Origin of the sequence: Bacillus sp. 03113, assembly GCF_006546985.1 — a bacterium.
In the GTDB taxonomy this organism is placed as follows: Bacteria; Bacillota; Bacilli; order Bacillales; family Cytobacillaceae; genus VATK01.
This window is the reverse complement of sequence record NZ_VATK01000020.1, coordinates 29,251-52,166: the sequence shown is the minus strand read 5'-3', so window position 1 is coordinate 52,166 and position 22,916 is coordinate 29,251. Positions and strand designations below refer to the sequence as shown.

The window sequence follows — 22,916 nt, the reverse complement described above, 5'->3', positions numbered from 1 at the left end:
GCTTGAAAAGTAATTTTTTATTTTCCATAAAATGATAGAAATCTTATTGAGAGCAAGGGTTTTTCTTTTTTTAGCGAATAATTAAAAAGAGGAATGCTATAATGAGAGTATCGAATACTCAGAAAATGGCGGTGATAAAAATGTTATCACAGCAAGAAATCCTTAATGAAATGTCAAGAAACCTGAATACATGGAAAGAAAAATACGGAGTGAAAAGGATAGGACTTTTCGGTTCGTATAGCAAGGGAGAACAAAAAGAATCCAGTGATATTGATGTATTAGTCGAATTTACAGATACTAATATGACGTTCGATAACTATATGGATTTGAAATTCAATCTTGAAGATTCCTTTCAAAAGCCGATAGATTTAGTCATCGTGGAAGATATTAAACCAGTTCTAAAGCCAAGTATTTTAAGGAGTGCCAAGTATGCTGAGGGAAGTTAAAGTCTTTTTAGAGGATATTTTCACTGCAGCAGTAAAGGTTGAGAAATATACAAAAGGTTTATCTTATGCCGAATTCCTAGATAATGATTTAGTGTTAGATGCCGTGATTAAGAATATTTTAGTTATAGGCGAAGCAACGAAAAACATTCCAGATGAATTTAGGCAAGCAAATTCTCAAATTGAATGGAGAAAGATGGCTGGTATGAGAGATATGTTGATCCATGGTTATTTCTCTATTAATCATAGAATTGTTTGGGATGTGGTCCAAAATAAAATTCCTACGTTAAAACAACATGTCCAGCAGATATTAAAAGAACTGAATACAGATAAGTAAGGATCATAGTATCGAGGAGTAGAGTTTTGGAGTGGTTTAAGGAAATATAAATGAAGTTTATGATTAAATAGGTGCGATGCTTTAACAAAAATACCGATTATTTTCTTGCAAATTCAGTTGACAACTCGAGTGGATGGTTGTAATATTGCATGTAATTAAATAACAATAAGCAAAGATTGGAAATAGTAGAAGAGTGTATAATCTTTTCAGAGAGCCGATGGTTGGTGTGAATCGGCAGTTATTGCCTTTGAACTCATCCAAGAGCTACTCCCTGAACGTTATAAGTAGGGGATGTCGGTTTCTACCGTTATGAGGATAGGTGGTGATAGCCACCGAAAATAAGTGGGTTAATGATGTATGGATTAATCAATTAGAGTGGTACCGCGAGCAATGCCTCGTCTCTATGTTTTTATAGAGACGGGGCTTTTTTTATACATTAATTTGAAAAAAAGGAGTGTTTCTGAAATGACGAGAAAAATTTGGGTGTTTGATACGACTTTAAGAGATGGAGAGCAAGTTCCAGGGGCTAAGCTGAATCTGTATGAAAAACTAGAAGTGGCTCAGCAGCTAAAGAAGCTACAAGTTGATATTATCGAAGCTGGTTTTCCCGCGTCTTCAGCTGGTGATTTTGATGCTGTGAAAGAAATTGCTACTAAAGTTGGAAATACAAGCGATTTGATGATCACAGCATTAGCAAGGGCAGTGAAATCGGATATTGATGCAGTTTATAACAGTGTGAAATATGCAGAAAAACCATTAATCCATATCGTTCTCGGCACTTCAGACATTCATGTGGAAAAGAAATTTGGAAAATCGAAAAGTCAAATTTTAAATATTGGTGTTGAGGCTGTAAAATATGCAAAAACACTTTTACCGGATGTTCAATATTCAACAGAGGATGCATCGCGTTCCGAGTTTGAATACTTATGGGCAACGATTGAAGCTGTAGTAAAAGCAGGGGCGACGATGATTAATGTGCCGGATACCGTTGGCTTTGCTGAGCCAGAAGAGTTTGGTGAACGAATTTTTAAATTAAATGATCGCTTAAAAAATTTGAATGATAAAGTGCTGTTAAGTGTCCATTGCCACAATGATCTTGGTATGGCAACTGCCAATACGTTAGCTGCTATTAAAAATGGTGCCGATAAAGTTGAATGTACGATTAATGGCATTGGTGAGCGTGCAGGAAATGCTGCCTTAGAGGAGGTTGTGATGGCAATTAATACGCGCTCATCCATATATAATGTGCACACAAATATTAAAACAAAGGAAATTATGAATACATCTAGGTTGGTAAGCAGCTTAATGGGACTAGACGTACAAGTAAACAAAGCCATTACAGGAGAAAATGCTTTTGCCCATTCTTCAGGAATACACCAAGACGGATTATTAAAATCAAGGGATGCTTACGAAATCATTAGCCCTGTTGAAGTCGGTTTAGACGATATGGAACTTGTTTTAACCGCACGTTCTGGTCGTCATGCAGTGAAAAATGCACTTGAGAAATTAGGTTTTCATCAAATAACCAACTCACAATTTGAAGGGATATTTGAAGCTTTCTTAGAATTAGCAGATGCGAAAAAAGAAGTATATAATCATGATTTATATGTCATCGTTGAGAATTATTATGCAAAACAAGATGTTCATAATGAAAATATGACATATTATAGTGATCATTTTTATGAATTAATGGACTTGCAAGTGATTAGTAATATTAATTTCCCGTCTGCAAGCGTGAAAATGAAAAGGGGCGATCAAATTTTGAAAAGCAGTGCAGTCGGTTCTGGTCCGATTGATGCATTGTATTCTGCCATCACAGAAATTAGCGAATTAGATATTAAATTAATTGAATACAATATTAGTAGTGTTTCAAGAGGTAAAGAAGCATTAGGGAAAGTGAAGATTCAAGTGGAATATAGAGGAGAGAAGTATATAGCCAAAGCAACGGAGACGGATATTATGAAAGCAAGTGCATTAGCGTATATCAATGCTATAAACAGTATTGTCGTTGATCAATTACTCCCAGTTGAATAATTTTCCATGCTTTTTTCTTATATTTAATTTGATCTATCACAATAGCAATTGACTGTGGTAGATCAATATATTATTAAATGTTATTAATGATGTTTTTTGCTTTTTTTATTGCGTTTGATAGGCTTAATAACAACAAAATATGGATACAAGTAACGTAAAATGTAGACTAAAATAAGTAATACAAAACAAACCGGCTGCTATAATAAATGAAAGGAAAGAAGTAGATTATGATCGTTAAAAGGATTTCATGTCAAGTGAAAGAAAATCAAGCAGACGCATTCTCGAAATATCAGGAACAATGGCAACCTTTGAACCAAATTACTGGATTTTTAGGGCAAGTTGGCGGATGGAGCATAAAAAATCAGTTTACTGCTTGTATAGTGTCATTTTGGCAGAGTAAAGATGACTATGATTATTTTATGGATTATGTACATGATGATATCTTTTTAAATATGGATCAATCTAATACATATACTGCAATTGATGTAGAGTTATTTAATACGGTATTTGAAATACCTGAAGTGGAGGATAATATCATTTCAGTTTTGAAAGAAAGTCATTTTATAAGGACTGCCTTGTGTGATGTAAAGGATGGAAGAACTTCTCGTTTTATAGAAATACAAAGGAGTGTATGGAATCCAGGCTTGAAAATGACAGGAAAAATGCTCGGTAGAGAATTTAGTTCTTCCTTGAAAGCAGATAACCGTTTCTTTGTATTCACTGGGTGGTTAAGTAAAGAAGCACATCAAGAATATCTAAATTTAACCTTTCCTGCTTTAAAAAACCAGGCAATGCCGGAACTCGATCTCGAAGAAATGATAGGAGAACAATTCATCATTGAAAATTCGTGGAGAGTAATACCGCTGAAATAAAATTATACGCATACGAATATTTTCAATAAAATGGGGTGGCACCATGCAAAAAAGTAATATTCAGATTGATAAGATAGTAGCAGACATTGTTGACAATATAGATTTCTCAGGAGTCGTGTATATGAAGAGTGGAAATGATGTTGTCTTTAAATCAGCGTACGGTTATGCAAACAGAGCTGAAGAATTGTCAAACACGTTGAATTCGCGGTTTGGCATCGCGTCTGGCAGCAAACTGTTCACCGCTATAGGAATTTGTCAGTTGGTTGAAAAAGGGACTCTCTCTTTTTATACTCGACTGAAAGATTGTTTGGATATTGATTTTCCAAACTTCGATGAAAGCATCACCATCCATCACCTTTTGACCCATAGCTCTGGGGTACCTGACTATTTTGATGAAGAAATGATGGATGATTTTGAAGATCTTTGGAAGGAACAACCTATGTATCTTTTAAAGAGTTTAACAGACTTCTTGCCGATGTTTCAAAATAAAGAAATGATGTTTAAACCAGGGGAAAAGTTTCATTATAATAATGCGGGTTATATTATTTTAGGATTAGTCATCGAACAGCAAACAGGGCTTCGTTTTACAGATTATATTGAGTCAGAAGTATTTACTCGATGCGGTATGAGAGATTCAGGATATTTTGCTATAGATCACCTTCCGAAAAATACGGCCTATGGGTATATAGATAATCAAGAAGATGGGACCTGGAGAACAAATGTATACTCCATACCTGTTAAAGGTGGTGCGGATGGTGGAGCATTCATTACTGCACTGGATATGATGAAATTGTGGGAAAGATTATTAAACTATGAGCTGTTAAGTGAAGAATATACCAATGCTCTTTTAAATCCGCATATATTCGTTAAGGGTGAAGTGTATTACGGTTATGGATTATGGATAAACAAAAGACAAAATACCATTTTCAAATACCATGTGATGGGATATGATCCTGGCGTCAGTTTTCATTCATCCGTGTATCCTAATCTGGGCATTAAGCTTGTTGTACCTTCAAATAAAAGTTCGGGTTCCTTTAATGTGATCAAAGCAGTAGAAAATTATTTTTGATCCTCTATTCGACCATAGAAGTATACGAAAAACGAGTCATAAATCAGTATCAAAAAGGGAAAAGATACGGGATTGCAATTGAGTTATAGCCTGTCGCATCTAGGAAATAATTTGCCCCCATCCACTCATTGGTCATTCACCGTTTTTATTCCTTTAGGACAGGGGTCTATTCACTGAATCAAGCTAAACAGGATCCAATGGTGAATGAACAAACGATCTAGCTATTTTTTTATAAATAAACTCATATTTTTCAATCTACAATTCTACAACAAAATAAATCAAATCTTGATTTACTCTGTTCTTATCCCCCGTTTTACTCTAATAAAGGCGATGAACTCACTCAATTCTTCCAAATCCAATGGGACGTTATCAATGAAAAGACATGGTTTTTCATGGTGAAGCATTTCGATGACTTCAACTTTACTGTGAATCTCGCGTCCTAATAAATAATCGATTGATACATCAAATAGATCCGCAATTTGAATAAGCGCTTGTAAAGGGGGGCGACGATATCCCGATTCATACCCTGCATAGGTGCTTTTCGCGATCCCTAAACGGTCAGCTGCATCTTGCTGGGACCAATTATTCTTTTTTCTTAAGTGTTCCAATTGTTTTAGCACGTTTTTCTCCCTCCGCTTTCTACATTATACCATGTCTCTTTTTTATTCAAAAGATTTTTGTGTTCAATTCGCGTACTTTTATTGATTTTTCGCCCTTAATAGTCGTATAATGTACTCCATAAGAACACAATACGCGAACATTTAAGATATATATTCAACAAGGAAGAGGTAAGGCATGAAAAAAATTCTATTACTTGCAACAGGCGGAACCATTGCTTCAGTGACTAGTGAGGATGGTCTTGTTCCTGGATTAACGGCTAACGAATTACTTCAGCATTTTGACCATGATTATGATGACTCACTAGTTGATGTCACGTGTAAAATTTTAATGAACAGAGATAGCACGAATATGCAGCCTGAAAATTGGATTGAAATAGCGGAAGCCATCGCTGAACATTATGATGATTATGATAGCTTCATCGTTACACATGGCACAGATACACTAGGCTATACATCATCTGCCCTATCCTTTATGCTGCAAAACTTAGAAAAACCTGTTATTTTAACAGGTTCACAGATTCCAATAAGCTTTAAAAAGACTGATGCAAAAAAGAACATAAAGGACGCCCTTCGATTTGCCCAGGAGGATATTGCCGGTGTCTTTGTTGTTTTTGATGGCCGCGTTATCATTGGTACTCGTGCTGTGAAAATGAGAACAAAAAGCTATGATGCATTTGAAAGCATCAATTATCCTTATGTAGCTACTGTAAATAAAGAATCCGTTGAATATTATTGGAAGCCGGAAAAGACAGATAAACGCTTTCAGTTGAATACAAACTTATGTGCAGATGTCTTTTTGTTAAAGCTGTATCCAGGTGTAAAGCCTGAAATTTTTGATTATATTAAAATGAATTATAAAGGGGTCGTCATTGAAAGCTTCGGAAATGGTGGAGTGCCTTTCGAAGGACGAAATCTTCTTCCTAAAATTAAGGAATTAACGGAAGCTGGGATCGCTGTATTAATATCCACACAATGTCTTGAAGAAGGTCAAGATATTTATTTATATGAAGTGGGACGTAAAGTTGCGAATTATTCAATCATTGTATCTGGAGATATGAACACGGAGGCGATCATCCCAAAACTAATGTGGGCATTAGGGCAAGTGAATCAGCTTAAAGATGTAAAACAGATTGTTGAAACGCCTATCTGTTACGATTTGTCAGAGGAATGGGATATTTAATAATGGATAAAATTTTAAGATTCATAGTTTTTAATATTGGTATCTTTTTTGTATCCTTTAATATCTATGTTTTTCTTGCACCGAATGAGTTTGCGGCAGGTGGTTTAGGAGGTTTAACCATTGTTTTGCATTCATTTTTTCCAAACCTGCCTATAGGTCTTTTAATGCTTATTTTAAATGTCATACTCTTTGTGATAGGATTCTTTTTTCTTGGGTTTGAATTCGGGGTCAAAACCATTTACGCAAGCTTTGCTTCATCCATTATGGTTTGGGCAATGGAAAATTTATTTCCACTTTCCGGTCCCATTTCCCATGATAAATTCATTCAGCTTGTTGTAGGTACCATCATTGCATCATTTGGCCTCGTGATTGTATTGAAACAGAATGCTTCAACCGGCGGGATGGATTTGCTAGGAATGATCGTGAATAAATATTTTTCGATCGATATAGGGAAATCAGTCCTTATGTTCGATTTTTCTATTGCTATTTTATCCATAGTTGCCTTTGGTTTAGATAATAGCCTTTATGCGATTTTTGGAATTGTTTTTCGTAGTGCGCTTATTGACTATTTTACAAAGCAATTCAATATCAGAAAAGAAGCGGTTATTGTTAGTCAGCACTGTGATCAAATTAAGACGTTTATCACGAACGAATTAGGAATTGGCGCCACTGTGTATTCCGCAAAAGGAGCTTACACCAATGAGAACAAAGAAGTGATTCATATCGTTGTAAATCGCCAAGAATTTGTTAAGCTTAAAAAATACATTAATCGAATCGATGAGAAGGCATTCATCACCGTACATGAAGCAACCGAAGTCCACAAACAATTGGGTCATAGCCCTTCATAGAATAACAATTTGAAACGCCTGATGCATATCTTTTTAAGTGCATTAGGCATTTTAGAATTTTGTGGTATAGAAGTTGCTGCTTATTTGTTGTTTAGATCTGTTCCTGTCATTTATGATCTACGAGAGAAGGTATGCATGCTCAGATTAAGGAAAAAAGACTCTCTTTTCATAATATGAAAAAAGCTCAATTCATCTAAAATAGGATGTTTGAGCTTTTTTCAATATAGCAAACCTTTTTATCCTAAAAATCTCCAAAAAACGCTCTAAATTTTGACAGACTTTGCAAGAATGCAAGTGTATACTTGCACCTGTGGCAATCAAATGCAGAGTTAAAAGTCAGAACCATTGTCTAACACCTAATAATTTCAGCAGAGGAATCTAAAAACTTAATATTTAAGAAGAGTATTTAGGTGAATTCTTAAATGCCGCACATCTGTAATTCTACAGTCTGGTATGTGGATTAAAATGACCGTTGCCCTAGTGTAGAGTTTCATGAAAAGTCTTTCTAACTATTTTATTGAAAAAAGGAGAGATAAACTTATGACAACATCTAAAACAGATCGATATGCACTCCTGTTTCCTATGAAAGAGCTTCAGCCTACTCAAGATCGGCTGCTTCCTTTTTCTATCTATAACACGCTTCGTAAAACAACGCCGGTAAGATATGATCAAACTCGAAAGTGTTGGGATGTATTTAGATATGAAGATGTGCATTATATCTTAAAGAATCCAAAGTTGTTTTCATCTAAACGTGATATTGGAGACATTAAAGAAAGTATATTAACCATGGACCCGCCAAAACATACAAAAATGAGAAAGCTTATTGACAAAGCTTTTACTCCTAAAGCTGTTAATAAGCTTACTGAACGTATTGAAGACATCGCAGTCTTTCTTTTAGATCAAGTAAAAGGGAAGGAAACAGTGGATTTTATTTATGATTTTGCCGGCCCTCTACCTGTTATTGTTATCGCTGAATTGTTAGGAGTTCCTACAAAAGATAGGGGAATTTTTAAAACCTATTCTGATATGTTTATTACAGGAGCGAAAAATGAATCAGATGAAGAATTGAAAGTTGTGATGAAAAAGAGACAGGAAGGAGCACAGTTTCTGAGGGGATATTTTAAAGAGATTATTATTCAAAAGCAACAAAATAACACGGAAGAGGATTTAATCACTTTATTATTGGCTGCAGATATTGATGGAGAAAAACTAACAGAAGAAGAGCTGCTAAGCTTTTGTATTTTACTATTAGTCGCAGGCAACGAAACAACAACGAATCTGATAGCAAATGCTGTTCGTTACATGATAGAGGATATGGATATACAAGAAAAAGTGCGAACTAATCTTTCTTTAGTTCCTAATTTAGTAGAAGAAACACTTCGTTTCTATCCCCCAATCCAATCAATTGGTCGTATTGCGACTGAAGATGTAGAAATTAATGGGCATATGATTCCTAAAGGGTCTCAAGTAGTTAACTGGATCGCGTCGGCAAATCGGGATGAACAAAAGTTTGTTGAGCCTGATCGTTTTATACTGGAGCGACATCCAAATCCACATTTAAGCTTCGGTTTTGGCATCCATTTCTGCTTAGGGGCTCCTTTAGCTAGACTAGAGGCAAAAATCTCCCTTTCTAAACTATTGACATCCTCTTCTAAGCTAGAAAGAGGAGAAATTACGCAACTTGATCCTATTCTGAGTCCATTTGTTTTTGGCGTGAAAAATTTACCTGTGCGAATAAGCCGTTAATTTATGTATGGTGATGATGAGAAGTTTGGTCCGAATTTTTTTTCAAATAGAAAGATAGAAGCACCTTGTTATCATCTTTTTTGTTTAGCTTTCCTTTTAATTGAATACCAACAAAGAGGCGCCTTTAGTATTTGAAAAATCAATGATTTTTACTTAGAAACAAAGTTCTTTATTAAAGCTGTTGTTATGAGTTAATCATAATGACAGTTTTTTCCTGTTTCGAGCTCTTGTTTTCAGAGATTTATCATGGCAAAAAGAAAATTTGGCTGGACAGAAAATAAAATCGCGAGAAAGGAGAAGAGGTAGGGAAGAAAGCTTAATTTATTACAAAGCTGGGATAAAATTTAGCAAAAGTGTAGGAAAAGCGGAATAAACTTTTTAATATCTTAAAAAGAGGAGAAAGGTAAAAAGGATGATTTACTTGTAAATATTTAGTATTAAATCCTTATTTAGAAAACAATAATACTAAGCTTAATTAATCTGTTCTGTCGTGACTCATCTGTTCTGTCCCCTACCTTGTATGATACATAATAACTGGTATCAGCAATGATAATTAGTTGTGATCTGAAGTCGGAAGGGATTTTTAAGAAAGTACTCATAATCAGGAGGATCTTAACGTGACAGAATACACAATTTTTATTTTGGCTTTTGCTGCATCTGCGGCTACACCCGGCCCAGAAATAGTAGGACTTCTGTCTAGAGCTCTTTCTGGCGGATCGTTTGCCAGTTTGCCTCTCGCCGTCGGGATCATTCTTGGTAAATTGCTTATGCTTACTGCTGCGATTCTTGGCCTCACAGCCCTTGTGGAAATACTTGGCCCCACGTTCGTGGCGTTGAAATTTTGTGGTGTCGCATATCTTGTCTGGCTGGGGATCAAGAAATGGAGAAACGCCGGGCGTGTGTTTGCAGTAAACGAGGAAACAAAACCTGTCAATTTCGCGGTTGAAATCGGCCTGGGCCTCGCAATGACTCTTTCCAATCCAATTGCAATCGTTTTCTACATGGCGCTTCTTCCAGGTGTGGTTGATGTCTCAGGTGTAACATTGAACAGCTTCGTCATATTGTGTTCCATTATTATTGGTGTGATGACCATCATTGTGGTCGGCTATGGCATAATAGCAGAGGTCGCAAGAAAAGTGTTCTCTTCGCCTAATTCCAAGGGGAAAATTGATCGCGTTGCAGGAGCGATGATGATTGGTGCCGCGATCTTGATAGTAACTCGCTAGAAACTTTCCATGCTTCTCAACTGGAATAAAGGTAATCGAAAAATAGATATGCCAAGTATGATTAAATCATTCCTTCTTGATAATTTAATAGTAATGAATATTATAAATCTATTCTACTATTATTTTCCATTCATTTTGAGTATTTACAATAAAGATGTTTAATTTTAAAACGAGCAAAACAGCACCCACATAATAGGGTGCTGTTTGAAATTTGTTGTTTAAGATTTCTTTTTATTGTTCATTAATTCCGAACTTAGTATGACAATAAACTCAATTAAATATCGATTATGATCTCAAATAAACGCTTCAATAACTATTTGAAGAAGATGCAAATCGAGATAGAAAGGATAATATTATAGGTATTAGGCAACCTGTATATCCTATTATTTCTAAGACTCAATAACCTTAGTTAAAAAAAAATGAAGTAATAGATTTGAAAAATAAAAGTGTAGACTCACAACGCCATTAAGCTAAAGGGATAAGTAGTAAGATGAGTTCAGTGTTTGTATTAATAATTTAGACAATCTCCAGCCTTTTTTCTTAAGAAATTTTTTTAGGCTTTGACTTCTGCCGCAAACTCCCGCTTATAGATGGAGTTCACTTTCTCCAGAACCTTTCTACCATTCCCGGAAAACTTTAATTCTGTTACTTGGTCTTTTCACAAGGTAGACACCAGACAATTCCTTGCTGTGCCCCATTGCTGCTTTGTACAAAAGCGAAATTCCATGGCTTGGAGGCGGGAAGAATAGCTTAATAATCGGTTTCAAAAAGAAAATTTGGCTAGACAGAAAATAAAATCCCTCATTATTATAGTGAAGGACATAGGAGTGATGAAACTATCCAGATTAAAACATGGCTAACAATTCTAGACACATACTTCGTTTAATTTTGTTGTAAGTGCATCGTAAAATCTTTGTGGTTCATCAGGTCGAAGATGAGCTTTCGTTATTTTTCTTTTAAACCCATAAATAAGCTTAACTCTTGAAGAGTATTAAATTCAATTTTCTAGGTTGGTTTCCTTCAAAGAGAAGAAGTAGGGAGAAAGCTTGATTTATTGCGAAGCTAGGATGAATTTTTTAGTAAAAGTAGATTAACTTTTTAATCTATTTTAGAAAGAGGGGAAAGCTAAAAAGGATGATTTACTTGTAAATATTTAGTATATATAATTTAATATAAAAGCTTCTATGAAAATGAAGTTTTGCCTATTTAAGATACTATAAAGAAGGTCGTGAAAAAACATGGAAGAAAACAATTGGAAAGTCGGAATTTTATTGTTTGATGAAGTAGAGTTACTAGATTTTGCAGGGCCATTTGAAGTTTTTTCTGTTACGACTGAAAAAAATGGCCATAAACCTTTTGATGTATGTACGGTTTCACAAAAAGGCATAATGATAACAGCCAGAAATGGACTAAAGGTTCAACCGGATTATAGTATTGATGATTTTCCTAAAGTAGATATTCTAGTTGTTCCGGGTGGTCTTGGAGCGAGAGAATATGAGATTCATAACGATATCCTTATAAATTGGATAAAAGAACAAATGAAACAAGTCAAAATCATGACGTCCGTTTGTACAGGTGCATTACTGTTAGCAAAAGCTGGATTATTAGAAGGGAAAAAGGCTACAACTCACTGGGCAAGCATAGAAAGATTTAGAAATGAGTTTCCTTATGTTGATGTCAAAGAAAATATTAAATTCGTCGATGAGGGCAATATTGTTACATCAGGAGGAATTTCTGCCGGAATTAATATGTCTTTTCATATTATCACCAGATTGTTAGGGATAGAGATTGCTCAAAGAACAGCAAAGATTATGGAGTATGATATTAACTTTCCTTTACATAAGGTAACAATTTGAAAATTATATTTTATCGTTATCCATTTCTTTTAGGGCATAAGTAGCAGTGTCTAATAAATAGAATTAGGTTCAATTCTTTCATCCTAAAAAGGATTATCAATATTATGAGTAAGAAGGGAGAGAGCTTATGGAAAAACGTAGCGTCATTGTTGGTTATAGGCTTTTCTTAAGTACGTTGACATTCAGTGCAGTCATTACGCAATTTATCATGCGATCGCAAACAAAGCCTTTTAACCCTGTTAACTTTTTTAGCTATTTTACGATTGAAAGCAACATCCTGGCTGCGACCATCCTCGCCTTAAGCTGCTTCTCGACTGCTAAATACGGTCGATTCGAGCAACTAGGGATTCTTCGCGGAGCAGCGACGGTCTATATTGTTACAACTGGTTTTATTTATTTTCTACTGCTTAGGGGTCTAGAGGAATCACTGCAAACTCCCATTCCGTGGGTTAATGTTGTCCTGCATTATATCATGCCAATAGGAGCTCTTTTAGATTGGGTAATAAACCCACCGATAAAGCGTATTACTTGGATAAATACTTTAAGCTGGCTTCTATTCCCGCTCGTATATGTTGTGTACAGTTTAGTACGCGGACCGTTTGTTGATTGGTATCCATATCCTTTCCTCGATCCAAGAGATGGAGGCTATGGTATGGTTGCTGCTTATAGCTTGGGTATTACAATAGCTATCGGTTCAATATGCATATTAGTAAGAATGCTTGGCAACACAAATGGTAGAATGAGAAAATCTAACTCTGTTGAGTATTAGTTTATTTAGCGCCAATGTTTCTCCAATTTGTACAATCAGATGAGTAATTCAAGAACATTCAATTAAACCGATTGTATAGAAATAGTAATGGCAGTCTAGGGCTTTAATTTCATGCTCCAGACTGCCGATTCGATTTTATTTATTTGGGTACATTTCCTGTAGAAAATTTATAGACTGATTAATTAGCTCTTTTAATACATCGACATCAATATCTGCAACCTTATTAATATACACACAGGCTTTTCCTATCGTATGTTTTCCAAAGCTCTTTAACAATTCCTCTCGTGCTGTGTCTCCTGTCGCAAAATACAAACTGATTTTTGCTTTGCGAGGGGAAAAGCCAACAAGCGGTGCATCACCTTCGTGACCAGATTGATATTTATAATGATATGAACCAAAGCCAATAATACTTGGTCCCCACATCTTCGCTGGATAATCTGTTGTTTCTGTAAAAATATCCAATAATTTATATGCATCTTCACGTTTTTTAGGATTTTCGACATTTTCAATAAATTCAATCACACTACGATCATTTTCTTTTGTTTTAAGCTCGTACATATTCAAAATCACTCCTTTAAAAAGTTGTAAATCCCCATATTAGAATTTCTGTGCTGCAAGCTATTTTCCTTCAATAAATAACTTGTCCGGTGAATCAACAAAATTAGAATGTAATTCTCTAAAAGGGAAGCAAGGCTAGAAACAATTTAAACATTTTTTTCTTTAATGCCGTAAATAAGGATGGTAAGAATTGTTTAGTTTATATATTGTTATGTGAAGAGGTTAAATGACAATAAGGGATTTCGTGTCTTCCCCAAATTGACTAAACGGTTGTACAATAGTATGGGAATGAATGGATTTAAGGGGGATCAAAAAGTGAAATCGGTAAAAGTTTATCAATATGATGCATTTAGTAGCATAGCTAATAAAGGGAATCCAGCAGGGGTCGTTTTCAATGGCGATGATTTAACAGAAATGGAAATGCAGGAAATTGCTTTAAAAGTAGGCTTCAATGAGACTGCTTTTCCAGTTACATCCGACGTTGCTAACCTTAGAATTCGTTATTTTACACCAGGTCATGAAATGAACCTATGTGGACATGCGACAATGGCAACGATTTATGCGTTAAAAACAAAAGGATTATTAGGCGATAAAACGGAACTTAAGATTGAAACGAAAGCAGGAATTTTACCGATTAAGATTTCTTCAAATTCTGAGAATGAAGTATTTATAACGATGAAGCAAGCTTCACCACGGTTTGAAGAATTCGCAGGTTCAAAGGAAGACTTAGCAAAATCGATTGGATTAACGATAGAGGATCTAGATGCTGATTTACCGATTTTATACGGAAGTACAGGTACTTGGACGCTATTAATTCCAATTAAAAAACTAGATGCTTTTACAAAAATGAAACCAAATAATAAATTATTCCCCCAAATTTTAAAAGAAATGCCGAATGCATCTATCCATCCTTTTTGTCTAGAAACCTATGATTCCAATGCTCATATGCATGCTCGGCACTTTTCTTCACCCTATTCTGGAACAATAGAGGATCCAGTGACTGGAACGGCATCAGGGGTAATGGGGGCATACTATGCTAAATACATGAACAATCAGTTTGAGAAATCTATAAATCTTATCGTAGAGCAAGGTCACGAAATTGGAAAAGATGGTCGGGTTATGGTACAAGTTTATAAAAATAATGACACTTATGATATAGAGATTACTGGAAATGCAGTTTATGTTAAAGATTTTGAAGTGGGTATTTAGTAGGGGAATAAAGGTACGTAATTAAAGAGCAGTTTACCTTAAAGAAGAGGGGTTGTTATAGCAACTCCTTTTTTAGGTGTACTAGGCATGTTCATCAACTTGGCGATAAATTCTGATATAGGCGTTGTGATATGCGAACCATTAGTCGGGGCTTTTGTATTTTTATTTTCTACATATATAGCAGTTCGTTTATTTAATATAAGGATTTAGATATGGTGGAATTTGGCGTTAATTATTTACGTTCGGTTAACATAACATTTACACTCTATTAAATAGAATTTAATAACTTCGCTGTATATTTGTACAAGCGAGTACTTATTTCTTTTATTGGAGGTTTAAAAATTGTTTAAAAATAAATTGACCAAAAAGATTCTTCCCGTTGCAGTTCTTTCAACCATTGCTTTGGGTAGCTTAAGCGGAATATTACCAAATAAGGATGTTCATGCTGAGGTTTCAAAAAGCAATAATGCAGAAATTAAAAACGTTATTTTTATGATTGGGGATGGTATGGGAGTTTCCTATACATCCGCATACCGCTATTTGAAAGATGACTCTAATACACCGGTTGCTGAGAGAACCGAATTTGATAAGTACCTTGTCGGACAACAAATGACCTATCCAGAAGATCCAGCACAAAACGTAACCGATTCAGCGTCTGCTGCGACAGCTATGTCCGCTGGTGTAAAAACTTACAACGCAGCGATCGCTGTTGATAACGACAAGTCAGAAGTGAAGACAGTTTTAGAGGCTGCAAAAGAAGTTGGCAAAGCGACTGGACTCGTTGCGACATCTGAAATCACTCATGCTACTCCAGCATCATTTGGTGCCCATGATGAACACCGTAAAAACATGAACGCAATTGCAGATGACTACTACGACGAATTGGTAAATGGAAAACACAAAATTGACGTTCTTCTAGGTGGGGGAGTATCAAACTTAGTACGCCCTGATCGAAACCTTACTGAAGAATTCAAAAAAGATGGTTTTAGCTATGTTACAAACAAAGAGCAACTATTAAAAGACAGCAACGAACAAGTTCTAGGTTTATTTGCACCTGGCGGACTTCCAAAGATGATTGACCGTAATGAAGATATTCCTTCACTTCAAGAAATGACGACTTCAGCCATTGAACGCTTAAGCAAAGACAAAGACGGCTTCTTCTTAATGATTGAAGGAAGTCAAATTGACTGGGCTGGCCATGACAATGATATCGTCTCAGCGATGAGTGAAATGGAAGACTTCGAAAGAGCCTATAAAGCAGCTATTGAATTTGCCAAAAAGGACAAGCATACTCTAGTAGTGGCAACAGCTGACCATTCTACGGGAGGATATTCTATCGGTGCAGACGGAATCTATAACTGGTTCGGTCAGCCAATCAAGGCTGCTAAACACACGCCTGACTTTATGGCTGAACAAATCTCTAAAGGCGCCGATGTTGAGCAAACATTAAAAGAGAATATTGATCAAAAAGTACTGACATTAACAGCACAAGAAATTCAATCGGTTAAAGATGCTGCTTCTAAGAAGGTTGTCGATATCGATAACGCAATAGAAGCAATCTTCAACAAGCGTTCTCACACCGGTTGGACAACAGGTGGTCATACTGGTGAAGACGTACCGGTTTATGCATTTGGACCATATAAAGAGCGTTTTGCCGGACAAGTTGATAACACAGACCACGCAAAAATCATTTTTGATATTTTAAAAAATGGAAAATAAATAATTAGTTAAATAAATTAAATACTAATTAAAAGGCCCGTTGCTCCCCAAAAGCAACGGGTGCTTTCATTAAATTAATGGGGGACTTTCTTTGAAGAAATTATTATTTGTTATTGTACTATCGGTGATTCTAGCCGGCTGTTCAACAGGCAATACTGAAAATCAAGAAAAGGACAATAAAGATCAGAATACAGAACAAAAAGAGCAGGTGAAAAAAACGGATAAAAATATTAAAGAAGATGTTTATGTCCCAAACCCGCAAGTGACAGATGACCTTAACCTTGTGAAAGTAGGGGAAACAGTAACCGATGCAAAAGGCGAACTTACTTTAAAAGCTTATAAAAATGTAAATCAAACGGTTCAAGTAGGTCCTGTTGAATTACTCATCAAAGATGTAAAAGTAATGCATTTTGTCCCAGCCTACAGCATGATTGACTTTTTTCACTCTTATACCCATGATGAAGAATTTGATTTTGTAAAAGTTAGCGTAGAAGCGAAAAATACATCAAGTGACACCATTAAATTTACTCCTGTTGCGGCTCTTAACATGAACAGCGCGGAGCATAAAACATGGGAAGATGATATTTATCTTGAAGAACTAGGTGGAGAGATAGAAGATAATGATGTGAAGAAGGGAAATATGGGATTTATTCTCGAAGATACGAAAGAAATAAAATCAGTTGAATTATTAACAAGTGATGCCGTCGATAAAGACCAAAAAATCATTGAAAAAGCTAAGAGTATCAAAGTTGATTTCTAACTAAAAAGGCCAAGGATTGAAAACACTTGAATTAACCTCTAATTGCAGGAGGGTTATTTTAATATAGGTCCATATGGTATTCACAAACAAGGTGTGGCTCATTACTTAACATCTTTTAAGGGGCCCACCCCATCGCTATCAAGGTAAAGTAATTAAATACCCCAAAACGAAAAAATGCGTTATTCTTTCTCTATCACTTATAGAAAGGGTAGCGCATTTTTATCACTCACTCCAATTCGATTCGTGCTAACTGTAGTTAAAGAAGGAATTATATTCTTTTTGCAGAACTATTAGAAAAATGAAAAGGATGCAGGTGAATTTGTGAGTGACATCGTTAATTATTACAATAAGTTTGATGAATGGGGACGACTTGATAGAGAACCGATTGAATTCCAGGTAAATTGGTCCTTCATAAGAAAATATTTTCCAAAAAAGGGTCATGTATTAGATAATGGTGCAGGACCGGGAAAATATTCAATAGAATTAGCTAAAGAAGGCTATAAAGTAACATTAACTGATTTAACACCAAAATTGGTTGAAATTGCAGAAAAAAAAGCACAGGAACTTGAATTAACAGCACAGTTTAATGGATTTTATGTTTTAGACGCTCGAGAGCTTAATATTTTAAAAGATGAGCAGTTTGATGCATCATTAATGCTTGGTCCTCTGTATCATTTGCAGGAAGAAAATGACCGTATTAAGGCAGTAAAAGAATTATATAGAGTGACAAAAAAAGATGGAATTATTTTTGTAGCATTTATGTCTAGGATAAGACACATTCTTTCATCACTATCATCCCCTGAAAATTGGAAGCCGAATGATAATATAGATACTATCCTTCAATTTTCCGAATCAGGTTGTTTTAACCATGCAGATGAAGTACGTTTTACAGGTGCATATTACTTTAATATTGAAGAAATCAAACCATTTATGGAATCACAAGGATTCGAAAGCTTAGAACTAATAGGTTCAAATGTTGGTGCAATATTAACAAATGAAAACTGGAATTACTGGAGAAATAAAGGAGAGCAAGAAGTAAATAATATAATAAAGTTGCTTATAGAGAAAGCATCAGACCCTTACACCCTTGGGATATCGTCACACTTGCTTTACATTGGTAGAAAAAGGGGATTATAAAACAATAATAGAAATCTTTTAGCATTTCACTTATATACATAATAAGTTCATATCCTACCTGCTATAGTGTAGTTGTTAAGGATTACTAAATATCTTAAACTGATATAATAGTAGGTGTTTTTTTCATGAAAGAAATCGATTCGAGTATTATTCATCCATCGATAAGAAGACTTCTATCTTATGCGACTTCAGAACATAAAATTAACCTAGAATATGAAAAATATATACAATTATTAAGACGAAAATTATATGGATTTGAGCTAAAAGGGGAAATAGTGGCTTGTATAGGTACTGAATTTATAAATTCAAATAGTTTTAAGATTAAACATATTGCTGTTTCCCCCTTACATAGAGGAAAAGGGATAGGCAGCAAAATGATTAAGTTTATCTGTAATAAGTATTCAATGAATATAATTACTGCTGAAACAGATAATGATTCCGTAGACTTTTATAGAAAGTATGGCTTTAAGATTATTAGCTTAGGCGAAAGGTATCCAGGAGTTGAACGTTTTTTATGCGAATACAATTTTTAGTTCTTACCTCTACCATGCTTTATTGCTAGGTTGTCTCTTTATTAAAGTACGTAAGTGGAACAAATAAAGGATGTTTATAAATTGCTTGATTATTAAGCTATCTATTGATAAAAAACTGATTTTTAGAAAGAAGTGAGAGAAGTGGGTGCTCAATCCGAAAAAGGGAATAAAAGTATGTATTTTTTATTATTATTAGTTCCACTGTTTTGGGGTGGTGCTTTTGGTGCAGCCAAACATATTATTACGGAAATATCACCGATTACAGCAGCAACTCTACGGTTTGGTTCAGCTGGATTGATTTTACTTGTTATCGTTTTAATTCGCTCGGAATGGGACTGGGAGGTGTTAAAAAAGCGTTGGAGAGGTCTACTCCTTATGGCTGTTACTGGCATATTTAGTTATAATGCTTTTTTCTTTATAGCGTTGGAACATACCTCTGTTGTTAATGGATCATTAATTATGGCGACCACTCCTGTATTCATTACCTTAGGAGCTATACTTTTCCTGAATGAGACATGGAGCATACGTTTAGGATGTGGACTATTTTTATCCTTCGCAGGCGTTTTTCTCGTTATTATTCAAGGGTCCTTTCAAACTTTAATTTCCCTCTCCTTGAATATAGGTGACTTATTGTTTGTAGCAGCGTTATTTAGCTGGGTTATCCACGGATTAATTGGAAAAGTTGTAATGCAGGGTATTTCTCCGTTGTTTACTACCACGATTACCTCTTTGATTGGTTCTTTCTTTCTTGCTATTTGGTCTTTCTTTGAAGGAGGAGGGAAAGACGTTTTATCTATGTCGGGTCAATCATGGTTCGAAATGATCTATATGGTTGTTTTTGCAACCGTAATTGCATTTCTTCTATGGAATAAGGGGGTTCATCAAATTGGTGCAAGTAAATCAAGCATTTATATGAATTTTGTGCCTATTAATGCTACTTGGACTGCAATCTTATTTTATGGATCAACCGTTACATGGCAACAGCTCGTTGGGATGGCTATGGTTATCATTGGCGTTTATATAGCAACATTCAGCAGCGGATTAAGAAAAACAAAATCCAAACGTCAATTGACTCAACAATCAGTCTAATAATGAATAGCTGTTATTTTGGTGCTATTTTCTGCTGCTTTGTAGCATTTCTTATAGATTATTATGGTATAATCTAGAGTATGTATAATGAACTGGAAAATTGCAGCTAGGGTTCCGCTTCTGTATAGAAGGTCTGTGACCGAGGGCTGCATCTCTTGTCATAACGCAAGAGGCACCTATTGACATAAAAGGTCCGAGGGGAAAGGTTCAGTGTATTTTTCATGCACTGATATCTTTCCCTTTGGATCTTTTTTATTTTTAAAGGAGGAAATTTATAAATGAATCAAATTACTGAAATCAGACCAGGGGTTGCTGTTATTATTTTGGATGAAGAGAAACGGGTCTTGTTGCAAAAACGTGCGGATGTCGGTCTGTGGGGAATTCCATCCGGGCATGTAGAGCCTGGCGAAACAGTAGCACAAGCTGCTATTCGAGAAGTACTTGAAGAAACGAACCTGCAGATCCGTATCAAAAAATTAATCGGTGTTTATTCTGATCCTTCCTCTCAAGTTTTTAAGTATCCTAACGGGAAAAAGGTTCACTTTATCACAACTTGTTTTTTAGCTGAAATAGTAGGGGGAACCCTCCGTTGCAATTCCTCCGAATCTTTGGCTGTCCAATTTTTTCATAAGGACAATCTTCCATCTGATTTACTGAATATGCATCCTTGTTGGTTAGATGACGCTTTTGCAAATAAAGAGTATTCTTTTATTCGTTAATATATGACGCGTTATTGTCATATTATCTTTATAATATTTCTAGGTGATGTTGTATGCAGATTAATAGATTGTTTGAAATCGTTTATTTGCTGCTTAATAAAAAGACTATTACAGCAAAGCAATTAGCTGAACAATTTGAGGTATCGATTCGAACGATTTATCGAGATGTTGATACCCTTTCAGCCGCAGGAATCCCTATTTATACAAATAGGGGAAAAGGCGGTGGTATCAGCCTTATCGATGATTTTATACTAAATAAATCGATATTTTCTGAGAAGGAACAAAATGAAATATTGATAGGTCTACAAAGTCTTAGCGCTGTGAAGTTTCCTGAAATTGAGTCTGTGCTTACCAAACTTAGTCTTATATTCAATAAGCAAGGGAAGAATTGGATAGAGGTTGATTTTTCGAATTGGGGCAGTGACGATAGAGAACGAGAGAAGTTTAACTTGCTTAGAGAAGCAATTTTGAATAAGACGGTTGTGGCGTTTGATTATTTCAATGCTTATGGTGAAAAAATGGAAAGAATGGTTGAACCACTGAAGCTCCTTTATAAAGGAAGAAGCTGGTATTTCCACGGCTTTTGCCGGGTGAAAAATGATTTTAGAATTTTTAAAATCACACGTGTAAAAAATCTTAGCCAATTGGACGAGACTTTTGAAGGAGAACCTCCTGATGATATTTGGGATGATCTGGAATCTAGAAGTGCTAGAAAAGTAACACTTGTAGTAAGATTTGATGAAAGAATAGCTTATCGTCTATATGACGAGCTTGATCCAGCGTGTATTCAAAGAAATGAAGATGGAAGCTTTACGGCAATGATAACCTTCCCCGAGGATGAGTGGGTGTATGGCTATATCTTATCATATGGTCCTGATGCTGAGGTTTTAGAGCCAAAGCATATTAGGGAAATCATCAAAAGAAAATTGGAAGAAAGTTTGCAAAAATATTTATAACATGACATATAGTTGTCATATTATCGTTGTTATACTCATTTTATCTTAATGAAATGAGGTATAATCGATGGATTATGAAATCGTGTATGTAGAAGAAAAATCAGTAGCAGGGTTAAAAATTCGAACAAGCAACAATCATCCGAGTATGGGTAGAGAAATTGGTGAACTGTGGCAAGGATTTTTTGAAAAGGGTGTTTATCAGTCTATACCAAATAAACAAAATGATAAAACCATAGGCTTATATACAAATTATGAGAGCGATGCAAATGGTGCTTACGATATGATGGTATGTTGTGAGATTTTATCTAATTCTTCCTTGCCGATCGGTTTACATGTAAAGACAATACCTGGTGGGAAATATGCAAAATTTGTTGTGCAAGGTGATGTACAGAAAGCGGTAGGAGAGTTTTGGGGAAAACTTTGGTCAATGGATTTGGATCGAAAATTCAGCTTTGATTTTGAAGAGTATCAAAGTGGCAGTGATATGAAAAATGCTGAAATACATATTTACATTTCATTAAAATAATAGAGGGTAAGAATGTATAAAGTAGATTACAAGAAAGAATATAAAGAATTATATCTACCAAAAGGAAAACCCGTCATCGTAAATGTGCCTGCCATCAATTTTATAATGTTAGACGGTATGGGTGACCCAAATGGTGAGGAATTTGCTCTTGCTACTGCCGCACTATACAGTCTTAGTTATGCAGTGAAAATGTCTTACAAAAGTAATGACGTTCCTGCTGGTTATTATGACTACACCGTTTTTCCACTTGAGGGTGTCTGGGTTCTTATCGATAAAACCTTACCGCCCACTATTAAAAGTAATTTAAAATACAAACTAATGATTCGTCAGCCTGATTTTTTAATAGATGATTTATTCGAGCGGTTTTTATCCGAAACAAAAAAGAAAAAGCCAAATCCTTTGTTAGAAAAAGTGAGATTTGGCTCCATATTAGAGGGCTTATGCTGTCAAATGCTTCACATCGGAAGCTATGATAACGAGCTTGAGAGCTTTAAAAGGATGAATCAGTTTTGCAATGAAAATGGATATAAGAGAACATCTAAATTGCATAGGGAAATATATCTTTCAGACCCTCGAAAAACGGAACCTCATAAGCTTAAAACAGTATTACGGTTTCAGGTTGAAGCTAATTGATAACGAGAATTTTTTTATTTTATTCGTTAATTGGACGAAAGCTGAAAGAAATAATAGAAGGAAACGATGGATACTAT

At 35.3% G+C, this 22,916-nt stretch carries 23 protein-coding genes and 1 other annotated feature; of the genes, 21 read left to right on the top strand and 2 right to left on the bottom strand.

Going from position 1 to position 22,916, the window contains the following annotated elements; translation table 11 throughout:
* Positions 1–125: 125 nt before the first annotated feature.
* The 5 genes from FDO66_RS17385 (at position 126) to FDO66_RS17365 (ending at position 4,755) form a co-directional block, all read left to right on the top strand.
* Positions 126–446: a nucleotidyltransferase family protein gene (locus FDO66_RS17385; protein ID WP_141433957.1), complete on the top strand. Its 321-nt coding sequence runs from the start codon at positions 126–128 to the stop codon at positions 444–446.
* Positions 430–780: a HepT-like ribonuclease domain-containing protein gene (locus tag FDO66_RS17380; protein ID WP_141433929.1), complete on the top strand. Its 351-nt coding sequence runs from the start codon at positions 430–432 to the stop codon at positions 778–780. The genes FDO66_RS17385 and FDO66_RS17380 overlap by 17 nt, the downstream gene beginning before the upstream one ends.
* A 163-nt stretch (positions 781–943) precedes the next feature.
* Positions 944–1,186: a binding site (T-box leader), on the top strand.
* 59 nt (positions 1,187–1,245) lie between these two features.
* Complete coding sequence (locus FDO66_RS17375) at positions 1,246–2,814, top strand: 2-isopropylmalate synthase (protein WP_141433928.1); 1,569 nt, start codon at positions 1,246–1,248, stop codon at positions 2,812–2,814.
* Between the two features lie 227 nt (positions 2,815–3,041).
* Positions 3,042–3,686 carry a YdbC family protein gene (locus FDO66_RS17370; RefSeq protein WP_141433927.1) on the top strand — a complete coding sequence of 215 codons (645 nt, stop codon included), beginning with the start codon at positions 3,042–3,044 and terminating at the stop codon, positions 3,684–3,686.
* Positions 3,687–3,729: 43 nt separating this feature from the next.
* On the top strand, positions 3,730–4,755 hold the full coding sequence (locus tag FDO66_RS17365; protein ID WP_141433926.1) for a serine hydrolase domain-containing protein: 1,026 nt from the start codon (positions 3,730–3,732) through the stop codon (positions 4,753–4,755).
* 290 nt (positions 4,756–5,045) lie between these two features.
* Here the strand turns inward: FDO66_RS17365 and FDO66_RS17360 are convergent, their stop codons facing one another.
* Complete coding sequence (locus tag FDO66_RS17360) at positions 5,046–5,375, bottom strand: helix-turn-helix domain-containing protein (protein ID WP_141433925.1); 330 nt, start codon at positions 5,373–5,375, stop codon at positions 5,046–5,048.
* Positions 5,376–5,550: 175 nt separating this feature from the next.
* On the opposite strand from FDO66_RS17360, the gene FDO66_RS17355 reads away from it, so the two are divergent.
* The 6 genes from FDO66_RS17355 (at position 5,551) to FDO66_RS17330 (ending at position 13,000) form a co-directional block, all read left to right on the top strand.
* Positions 5,551–6,555, top strand: coding sequence for an asparaginase (locus FDO66_RS17355; RefSeq protein ID WP_141433924.1), 1,005 nt, complete (start codon positions 5,551–5,553; stop codon positions 6,553–6,555).
* 2 nt (positions 6,556–6,557) lie between these two features.
* Entirely contained in the window at positions 6,558–7,403 is an 846-nt protein-coding gene (locus tag FDO66_RS17350; RefSeq protein ID WP_141433923.1) for a YitT family protein, read from the top strand.
* 540 nt (positions 7,404–7,943) lie between these two features.
* Positions 7,944–9,149, top strand: coding sequence for a cytochrome P450 (locus FDO66_RS17345; RefSeq protein ID WP_141433922.1), 1,206 nt, complete (start codon positions 7,944–7,946; stop codon positions 9,147–9,149).
* 617 nt (positions 9,150–9,766) lie between these two features.
* Positions 9,767–10,375, top strand: coding sequence for a LysE family translocator (locus FDO66_RS17340; RefSeq protein ID WP_141433921.1), 609 nt, complete (start codon positions 9,767–9,769; stop codon positions 10,373–10,375).
* 1,238 nt (positions 10,376–11,613) lie between these two features.
* Positions 11,614–12,231: a DJ-1/PfpI family protein gene (locus FDO66_RS17335; protein WP_141433920.1), complete on the top strand. Its 618-nt coding sequence runs from the start codon at positions 11,614–11,616 to the stop codon at positions 12,229–12,231.
* A 127-nt stretch (positions 12,232–12,358) separates the two neighbouring features.
* Positions 12,359–13,000, top strand: a complete 642-nt coding sequence (locus FDO66_RS17330) for a Pr6Pr family membrane protein (protein WP_141433919.1) — start codon at positions 12,359–12,361, stop codon at positions 12,998–13,000.
* A 135-nt stretch (positions 13,001–13,135) separates the two neighbouring features.
* Here FDO66_RS17330 and FDO66_RS17325 read toward each other — a convergent pair whose 3' ends face one another.
* Entirely contained in the window at positions 13,136–13,558 is a 423-nt protein-coding gene (locus FDO66_RS17325) for a DUF1801 domain-containing protein (protein WP_141433918.1), read from the bottom strand.
* Between the two features lie 315 nt (positions 13,559–13,873).
* On the opposite strand from FDO66_RS17325, the gene FDO66_RS17320 reads away from it, so the two are divergent.
* From FDO66_RS17320 to FDO66_RS17275, 10 genes are all read left to right on the top strand, one after another.
* Positions 13,874–14,767, top strand: a complete 894-nt coding sequence (locus tag FDO66_RS17320; RefSeq protein ID WP_141433917.1) for a PhzF family phenazine biosynthesis isomerase — start codon at positions 13,874–13,876, stop codon at positions 14,765–14,767.
* A gap of 342 nt (positions 14,768–15,109) precedes the next feature.
* Positions 15,110–16,486 carry an alkaline phosphatase gene (locus FDO66_RS17315; protein WP_141433916.1) on the top strand — a complete coding sequence of 459 codons (1,377 nt, stop codon included), beginning with the start codon at positions 15,110–15,112 and terminating at the stop codon, positions 16,484–16,486.
* A 91-nt stretch (positions 16,487–16,577) separates the two neighbouring features.
* The gene (locus FDO66_RS17310; protein ID WP_141433915.1) at positions 16,578–17,246 is read left to right on the top strand and encodes a membrane lipoprotein lipid attachment site-containing protein; all 669 of its coding nucleotides are present in this window, start codon (positions 16,578–16,580) and stop codon (positions 17,244–17,246) included.
* Positions 17,247–17,567: 321 nt separating this feature from the next.
* Positions 17,568–18,383, top strand: a complete 816-nt coding sequence (locus FDO66_RS17305; RefSeq protein WP_141433914.1) for a class I SAM-dependent methyltransferase — start codon at positions 17,568–17,570, stop codon at positions 18,381–18,383.
* 125 nt (positions 18,384–18,508) lie between these two features.
* The gene (locus FDO66_RS17300) at positions 18,509–18,916 is read left to right on the top strand and encodes a GNAT family N-acetyltransferase (RefSeq protein ID WP_141433913.1); all 408 of its coding nucleotides are present in this window, start codon (positions 18,509–18,511) and stop codon (positions 18,914–18,916) included.
* Between the two features lie 174 nt (positions 18,917–19,090).
* Entirely contained in the window at positions 19,091–20,005 is a 915-nt protein-coding gene (locus FDO66_RS17295; RefSeq protein ID WP_181444627.1) for a DMT family transporter, read from the top strand.
* Positions 20,006–20,283: 278 nt separating this feature from the next.
* Positions 20,284–20,724 carry an NUDIX hydrolase gene (locus FDO66_RS17290; protein WP_141433911.1) on the top strand — a complete coding sequence of 147 codons (441 nt, stop codon included), beginning with the start codon at positions 20,284–20,286 and terminating at the stop codon, positions 20,722–20,724.
* Positions 20,725–20,777: 53 nt separating this feature from the next.
* Positions 20,778–21,680, top strand: a complete 903-nt coding sequence (locus tag FDO66_RS17285) for a helix-turn-helix transcriptional regulator (RefSeq protein WP_141433910.1) — start codon at positions 20,778–20,780, stop codon at positions 21,678–21,680.
* A 67-nt stretch (positions 21,681–21,747) separates the two neighbouring features.
* Positions 21,748–22,206, top strand: coding sequence for a GyrI-like domain-containing protein (locus FDO66_RS17280; protein WP_141433909.1), 459 nt, complete (start codon positions 21,748–21,750; stop codon positions 22,204–22,206).
* Positions 22,207–22,218: 12 nt separating this feature from the next.
* Entirely contained in the window at positions 22,219–22,839 is a 621-nt protein-coding gene (locus FDO66_RS17275) for a GyrI-like domain-containing protein (RefSeq protein ID WP_141433908.1), read from the top strand.
* The last annotated feature ends 77 nt before the right edge of the window (positions 22,840–22,916 follow it).